This is a genomic window from Methanospirillum sp., assembly GCF_035560735.1.
Classification (GTDB): domain Archaea; phylum Halobacteriota; class Methanomicrobia; order Methanomicrobiales; family Methanospirillaceae; genus Methanospirillum.
Genome location: NZ_DATMYY010000061.1, coordinates 1 through 7,604, shown reverse-complemented (window position 1 = coordinate 7,604; position 7,604 = coordinate 1). Strand labels below are relative to the sequence as shown.

The window sequence follows — 7,604 nt, the reverse complement described above, 5'->3', positions numbered from 1 at the left end:
TATTACAATAGTATGGTGGGGGCTCTTTTCAGAATAACTATAGGAAGTGCCGGTATGCAACCGGTGTGAAAGGCCCGCCCACTGATTGGGCTGAAAGATGGCGTTCAAGATCAAGATTGGCAAAGGGAAACCGAAGTCAGGTGGAGAGAGCGAAAGCCAGGGCTCCACATCTGGACCATCCGATATTTCCATAAAAAAGCCACGGCTCATTTCAAGCCTTAAAAAAACCGAATCAGGATCAGGAAAATCCGATATAACACCTCAACTAACACCTGAACCCGCGAAGGCAGGCATTAAAAAGTTCCCTGGGGTGAAAAAAGCAAAACCCTCTGAAGATGCAGGGACGCTAGATGCTGATCTGCCCGGTCCAACGAATCCAGAAAAGGGTGAGGAAAAGCCTAAAAAAACTGGGTTTTTTAGTAAATTTTGGAATATCGCTCCCCAGAAGCGAAGAGAGGTATACAATCCTGATCTTCACGGCCCTGTTGTTGATCTTACCTATGTTCCACCACCGGGAGTAGAGGAGATAGAGGTCTACCCTGTTAATCCTCCTTTTGCATACATCAGGATAACCTACAATTACAAGAACCATGAGTATCTCTACGAGGTTGTCGAGCCCCTTTACACAGATTCAGAGAAGAAACTGCTTGATGAACTAAAGAAAGGGATCTTTGAACGGGTGAATGTAAACACCCGACAGATCTCCCGTGAGATAGCTGCAGAACTCCTTGAAGAGATGATGAATGAGGTCTTTGCAGATTATGCGATTCACCTGGATCCAAGAACATATGCCAAGATCCACTATCAACTTCACAAAGACTTTCTGGGTAACGGTATGGTCGATGCAATCATGCATGACCCATTGATTGAAGATATCTCATGTGATGGAATCGAACGGTATCTCTTTGTATATCATTCAAAATACGAGTCGATGGAGACGAACCTTAAGTACCTCGATCCTGGTGATCTGGATTCATTTGTCACTAAACTAGCCCAGCGGGCGGGAAAGCACATCTCTGTCGCTGAGCCGATGCTTGACGCTACAATGTCTGATGGTTCACGTATCCAGATGACTCTCGGAACTGAAGTCACCGCTCACGGTTCGACCTTTACCATCCGTAAGTTCAAAGAGGTCCCCATCACTCCGACCGACCTTGTGGAATGGGGTACCTTCTCACCCCTCTCGATAGCCTTCCTCTGGCTGGCTGTGGAGAACGGAAAATCCTGTATTTTTGCTGGTGGGACCGCATCGGGAAAGACAACTTCCCTGAATGCCATCTCTCTTTTTATCCCCCCGCTAGCAAAGATTGTCACCCTTGAAGATACCCGTGAACTCAAACTTCCTCATGCAAACTGGATCCCAAGCGTGACCAGGGAGTCATTTGATATTGCTGGAAAAGGGGAGATCGATATGTATGAGCTCCTCAAGGCCGCCCTTCGTCAGCGTCCTGAGTATCTGATCGTCGGCGAAGTCCGTGGCAAAGAGGCTCTCACTCTCTTTCAGGCAATGAGCACCGGACATGTCACCTATTCAACGATGCACGCTGATTCAGTCGCCAGTGCTGTTCACCGTCTTGAAAACCCACCGATTTCGGTGCCCAGGAACATGCTCTCTGCCCTGAATCTTATCTGTGTGCAGGTCCAGGCAAGGGTAGGTGGGCAACGGATCAGGCGTAACAAACAGATCATCGAGATCCTGGATATTGATCCCAGGACTAATGAACTGATCACGAATGAGGTCTTCCGGTGGCGTCAGGCGACTGATGAGATCACGTATTCAGGAAAATCATACATCCTTGAAGAGATCATGGAAGCTCACGGATGGGACGAAGAACGGATTAGTCGTGATCTAATGCAGCGTCAGGAGGTACTCGAATGGATGCGTCAGCGTGATATTCGCGATTACCGGGAAGTGAGCAATATCGTGGTCTCATATTTCCGGGACTCTGAAGGGCTGATGGAACAGATTCGGTCCGGTGCAAATGAACTCATATGAACGGTTATGCTTCAACCTGCTCGGGAGCAGGATGCTTTCCAGGCGTGAAAAGTATTTTGATCTGATCGCTAATCTCCGCTCTGCCCGAATGGGAATTACTTTTGAGGCCTACCTTGCAACAGCAGTAATAACTTCCGCAATTGTTGGATTCTTCGGTTCCATACTGATTGCGCTGATTGTATTCCTACTCAATATTCCTGCGTTGATAACGTTCAAAGGAAATATCCCCCAGGACATTGCTTCTGGTATCAACCAATTCTCTGTCTATTCCCTCGTTGCTGGGACGATAATTGCAGGCATTGTTTCTTTCATCACCTTTGGTGGGTTTACTTATTTGATCTATCTCATCTACCCGTCAATTGTGGCAGGATCAAGGCGGAGAGATATTGAGTCAAGCCTGCCCTATGCGATCAACTACCTAGCAGCGATGTCCACAGCTGGGATTCCACCCGCAGAGGTCTTCAGACAACTGGGCAGCTCCACTATTTACGGCGAGTCTTCTGTTGAGGCCAGGTATGTCTCGCTTGAGATAGATGTATTTGGAAAAGATCTTATACATGCTCTCAAAACGGTTTCTATGGCGACCCCGAGCCAAAGAATGCGGGAGTTCATGCAGGGAGCGATTGGAAGTGTTGCTTCTGGCTCAAACATTTCTGATTATTTTAGGACAAAGGCAGAGCAGTATACATACGAGAACAGACAGTCGCAGAAACAATTCCTTGATACCCTTGCACTCATCTCTGAAAGTTATGTAACAGCTCTTGTTGCAGGAACTCTCTTCCTTATTCTGATCCAGTCTGTGATGTCGATTCTTTCGGGAGAAGGGACCCCGTTCTTTCTCTACATCATCATTTACCTGATCATTCCGTTTGGGAGTGTGATGTTTGTGGTTATGATTGATGCTATGACGCCGGAGTGGTAGAGATGGGTTTCTTTGACCGGCTCAAAAAGAAGGAGGAAGTAGTACTCAGCCTTGATGATGAGGCGGCAAAGAAGATCCTAGATAAGATAGAACTCCACCGACAATATTCCAAAGGAAATCTTCGGATTATCAGACATCCCTTCCGGACACTAACCGAAAAGCCTGTTAACATTCTTTTTGCATCTGTCCCTTTGGGCATTATCGTCTTTATCATTGGGTTCTCAATAGCAATCCAGAAGGATGGGATTGGATCGCTGCTCAAGAGTTCTTTTATTGATGATGTTATTGTAATCACGCTGCTGATCATTCTCGTACCGCTGGTTGTCCTTGATCTGCAAGAATCACGGAGAATCAGAAGCATTGAGATAGCACTCCCGAACTTCTTTCGCGATCTCGCTGGTATGCATGAGAGTGGAATGACTCTTCAGGGGGCAGTCCACCTGGTCTCAATGAGTGAGTATGGTGCCCTCACTCCTTATATCAGACAGATGGATCAGCGAATATCCTGGAATTTTCCATTCATTGATGCAGTCCGTGCCCTGGGAGAAGAGATCCCCATCCCGCTTGTCCGCAGAAGTGTGGATCTCATCGCCAGGGCAAGTGAAGCAGGTGGTGATATTGTTGAGGTGCTCAGAGCTGCAGCAAAGGACTCGTTTGAGTACGTAACACAGAACACAGACCGACGCAATAACATGTTCATCTATGTGATCATCGTTCTTGCCTCGTTTGGCGTGTTCCTTTTTGTGATGCTCATCCTTGTCTCCTCATTCCTGAAGACCATGGCAGATCTTGGGACAACCACCGGTGCTTCATCAGCACCCGGATTCAGTCTTGGTGGTTTTGATCTCGCTCTCTATATTAGGATATTCTCACACGGTGCTATGTTCCAGGGTTTTTTTTCAGGGTTGGTTGCAGGTGTTATGGGTGAAGGACGGGTCACTGCCGGACTCAAGTATTCAGTTATTATGCTCCTCATTGCCTGGATTGTCTTCAGGGTCGCTGTCTGATTGATCAGAGTCCTGCAGAGATCTAAAGATTCCTTCTGGTACCGTGATGATAAATTCAGCACCTATTCCGTAGGTACCAGATTCTTTAATATCCATTCCTGTGAGCCCGAGAACCTCCTTTGCAAAAAAAAGTCCCCATCCTGTCCCGGTTCCAACACCTCTTTCAAATATCCGATCTTTCATAGTTTCCGGAACACCTCCTCCGTCATCTTCATAGATGATGAGAAGATCTGAGTTATGCTGCCTTGTTGAAACAGTGATGTAAAAGACATCTTCTCCGTGTTTCAGACTGTTTTCGATGAGGTTGTAAAAGACCTTCTGAAGGAGCTGGTCAGCATAGATCTCATAATTCTCCCCCGTAACAGAGAACGTAAGCCCTTTCCGACGGGACATGGCATATGCAAGATTCCATACCGTCCTAAGGTCCTGCCAGCGTGGCTCCTCGATGCCAGCCTTCTGATATTCTTTGGAGAATTCGATGTGTTTGTTGATCTTTTCAGAAGCTTCTTCAGCACTTCTGATAAGTTGGGTAAGTGATGTGTCAATGTTTTTACGTCTGATGAGCCCAAGCATTCCCCTGATTGTTGTGAGTTGGTTTACAATATCGTGTCTAGTCATACTCCCGAGAAGTGAGAGTTTCTTGTTGGAGAGGAGGAGTTCACGCTCTGCATTCCGATACTGGGAGACGTCAGAAATTACACAAAGATAACCCTGTTTTCCTGTTTCAAGGGGATAGGGTGCCAATGCAATTCTCACCCAAATATCTTTTCCACTTTTAGTCCGGGTATGTATCTCATGGTGCCCTGGTTCCATAATCGGGGTGTGTTCACTCGTACTCTTGTCTTCCGAATTATGTAGAGAGAAGAGTAAGTCCAGGCGTCTTCCGGTCAGTTCATAGGAGGTGGTTTCAAAAATTTCTGCCAGAGCAGGATTTGAGAACCAGATCAGGTTATCAGGTCCAATTAGACATATCCCTTCCTCAACCAGTTCTACCAAGCGGGAAAGCCGGTGTTCTGAGGAGATTCTCTCCTGTTGGGCCTGTTCAAGAGAGCTTATCATATTGTTGATGGAACCGGCAAGATCCCCTATTTCATCATTTCTTTTCGTCTTGATTCGGCCTGAAAGCAGACCTGAGTTACCTATGCTGATGAGGTCCCGGTTTAGATCCTGAAGTGGTGAGATGATAATGCGGTTTAATAGCCATGATGCGAGGCACATAAAGATAATTGTCAGGAGAAGCAACGATGCAATCAGAAAGATCCGTGAGTATATACCTCCTCTATTCAAATCCTCTCGTTTAATAATCTCGATACTGAGAGCTGGCTGTCCTTTAATGTCAGCAATGACACTTTCGTAGGCATTATCAGTGCTTTTTTCCTGCGATGAACGAGAGAGAGATTCTAAATTTGTATCTAAAACTGGGGTAACAGAAATGTTCTGAAGAAGGTTATGTGAAAGTTCGTTTATCTTGTCATTATCCAGGCGACTGAGTATAACAATCGTTCCCCGGGAAGGCCCCTGTGTCATCGAGTTTAAAATTGGATGTGAAGCAACCGCATATGGAGTCTGGTTCTCTACAATGATCCCCTGGATTCCACCAGGTGATGCAGAAAGAAGAGGATATGTCTGCAGGAGTTTGCCTATGTATTCAGGGATTGGATCTGTAATATTGTTCTGGGAAATACAGATCCCATTTACCAAGGTGTTATTGAGATTGTATAATGTAATTGAATAAAGATTCATACCCCTGAGTGAAGATTGGACAAGGTTTGAGGAGATATATTCGGGATTTCCCGAAACCATATATGCATATGTGTCATCCCACACTCCCCAGTCCTGTGATATTGTGGAAAGACGGGATTCTTCTCCGTATAATGAGTTTTCAGCCCTTTGCAGGTCCTCCGATGCATACTGTTGCTCCAGATCCGAAAGACTCCCCATCACGGTGAATTCAAATGCTACAATTAAAATTACGGCAATCGCAAGTATTGAAACTCCGATTATGAGGATTGTTTGCGCATAGAGTCTCATTAACAAGAACTCCTGTATCTGGATGGGGTATAATGAACGACAATACCTTTATGTAAATGCAGATAATTGTTTCGCCGACAAGTCACAATTGACGCATTGGTATTGAGTTCGAATGAAATCAGGCCAGTTCCACCACGTGGGAAGACTCAGATGTGTTTACCTTGAAAGTAAAGTTGTGAAGAGTTCCATTTTCAGTGAGGACTACTCCAGTGTAATCCCCGTACAACAACTGAAAACTTGTCTGTCCTGTAGCCGAGGTGATATCGTTACCTACTATTTTTCCCCCGCTTTTTATAGTAATCCGTATTCCTGGCATGGATCGTCCACCTCTGCGAAGATCCAGCGTAATATTACCTATTCCCTTCCTGACAGATGGGATCTCAGGTATTGCATAGACATTTGGGGCCTTGATATGACTTTTATCATATATTCGACAACCGGTGATAAACCGGGTGGCGATCTCAGGAGCTGTCGGATAGAATGTAAACTGGTGACTATCCCTGAGAAAGAGGGTACTTTTGTCACCGTATAATATTCCTGACCTATCGATATAGATCCCCCCGTCAGGTTCTCCATTCTGGAATATTAGGAATGCCCGGTGACCATCGTGTCCTGTTGATGAAGCGATTCCATGCATCTTTGAGGCTCTTGCATTTCTTATCAGTTCAGGCAGATTCCACGATCCTGCAGGGCGAGTATTTTCTATAATAAAGTTGAGGGGGACATTCTCGTCAAAGTCACCCATATCCCTGGGCAGATCAGTTGCCTTCTCCTGGTACCGCTCTTCGCACTCTTTGATATCAGCTCGTGCCTCGCTTTCCTTGCTGATATCACGTCCGGTTGCTTTGCAACTTACGAGTTGTCCTTCTGTTGAGAAGACCCCTTCAATGTGCCACGAAAAAGTAAGTTCTCTTCCATCCGGTGATATAAGGGTCTGCTGTAAGTCTACTTCTGCTGATTCAGGGCTGAGCAGATATATTGCTCCCTCAAGTTCCTGTTGATCTTCAGGAGAGAGATCTGACAGGAATTTTCTACCGATCATATCGGTTGGTGCCCCGCCATTGAGTGTAGAAAATTGTTCGTTCGATCGGATGATGGTAAGATCTGGTAGAAAATCAACGATCAGGTCGCTTTGGACTGCAAGAACAGAGTGATAGAGTTCTTCCCTAGCAGCCAGTTCTTCCTGTACATCTTTACGATCTGCGACCTGAATGATTCGTTGCTCAAGAATTGCAAACTGTTCGAAGGGATCACTCCCTTTCCTGATATAATAATCAGCCCCGTGATTGAGGGCCTCTATAACGACTTCTTCTTTCCCTTTTCCTGTGAAGAGAAGGAATGGGATGTTTCCATAATTCTTTCTAATGTATTTTAAGAGGGCTACCCCATCCATATCCTGCATCAGGTAGTCTGATACGATGACTTGGTACGAACTCTTTGAAAGAGCTTCTATTGCTTCCCGTCCTGAACTGACACATGTTAGTTCTACTTTCCCGGAGTGGCCGAGGTACTCCTGGGCAAGCATCAGGTGAGGGATCTCATCGTCGACAAACAGGACCTGAATCGGCATATTTGAGCCTATTCTTTTTAATTTAACCTCTCTAATGATAATTGTTTGCTTATAAAAAATCTTGGGGTCACATATTGA

At 45.6% G+C, this 7,604-nt stretch carries 5 protein-coding genes; 3 read left to right on the top strand and 2 right to left on the bottom strand.

Going from position 1 to position 7,604, the window contains the following annotated elements; genetic code table 11:
- The first annotated feature begins 97 nt into the window (after positions 1–97).
- From VN429_RS01670 to VN429_RS01660, 3 genes are read left to right on the top strand one after another with little or no spacing between them, the layout of a single operon-like run.
- The gene (locus VN429_RS01670) at positions 98–1,996 is read left to right on the top strand and encodes a type II/IV secretion system ATPase subunit (protein WP_325629112.1); all 1,899 of its coding nucleotides are present in this window, start codon (positions 98–100) and stop codon (positions 1,994–1,996) included.
- The gene (locus VN429_RS01665; RefSeq protein ID WP_325629110.1) at positions 1,983–2,918 is read left to right on the top strand and encodes a type II secretion system F family protein; all 936 of its coding nucleotides are present in this window, start codon (positions 1,983–1,985) and stop codon (positions 2,916–2,918) included. Before VN429_RS01670 ends, VN429_RS01665 begins: the two co-directional genes overlap by 14 nt.
- Positions 2,919–2,920: 2 nt before the next feature.
- The gene (locus tag VN429_RS01660; protein ID WP_325629108.1) at positions 2,921–3,925 is read left to right on the top strand and encodes a type II secretion system F family protein; all 1,005 of its coding nucleotides are present in this window, start codon (positions 2,921–2,923) and stop codon (positions 3,923–3,925) included.
- Here VN429_RS01660 and VN429_RS01655 read toward each other — a convergent pair.
- Together VN429_RS01655 and VN429_RS01650 are read right to left on the bottom strand one after the other, a co-directional pair.
- A complete protein-coding gene (locus tag VN429_RS01655; protein ID WP_325629106.1) occupies positions 3,875–5,956 on the bottom strand; it encodes a CHASE4 domain-containing protein in 2,082 nt (693 codons plus the stop codon). The two genes, VN429_RS01660 and VN429_RS01655, sit on opposite strands and share 51 nt — an antisense overlap.
- Before the next feature lie 118 nt (positions 5,957–6,074).
- Positions 6,075–7,604, bottom strand: a 1,530-nt coding sequence (locus VN429_RS01650; protein WP_325629101.1) for a response regulator, incomplete at its 5' end; no start/stop codon positions are given.

Excerpts from the sequence above, each read along its gene's own strand:
- VN429_RS01670 (WP_325629112.1), top strand. The coding sequence starts at position 98 with ATGGCGTTCAAGATCAAGATTGGCAAAGGGAAACCGAAGTCAGGTGGA.
- VN429_RS01665 (WP_325629110.1), top strand. The coding sequence starts at position 1,983 with ATGAACTCATATGAACGGTTATGCTTCAACCTGCTCGGGAGCAGGATG.
- VN429_RS01655 (WP_325629106.1), bottom strand. The coding sequence starts at position 5,956 with ATGAGACTCTATGCGCAAACAATCCTCATAATCGGAGTTTCAATACTT.
- VN429_RS01660 (WP_325629108.1), top strand. The coding sequence starts at position 2,921 with ATGGGTTTCTTTGACCGGCTCAAAAAGAAGGAGGAAGTAGTACTCAGC.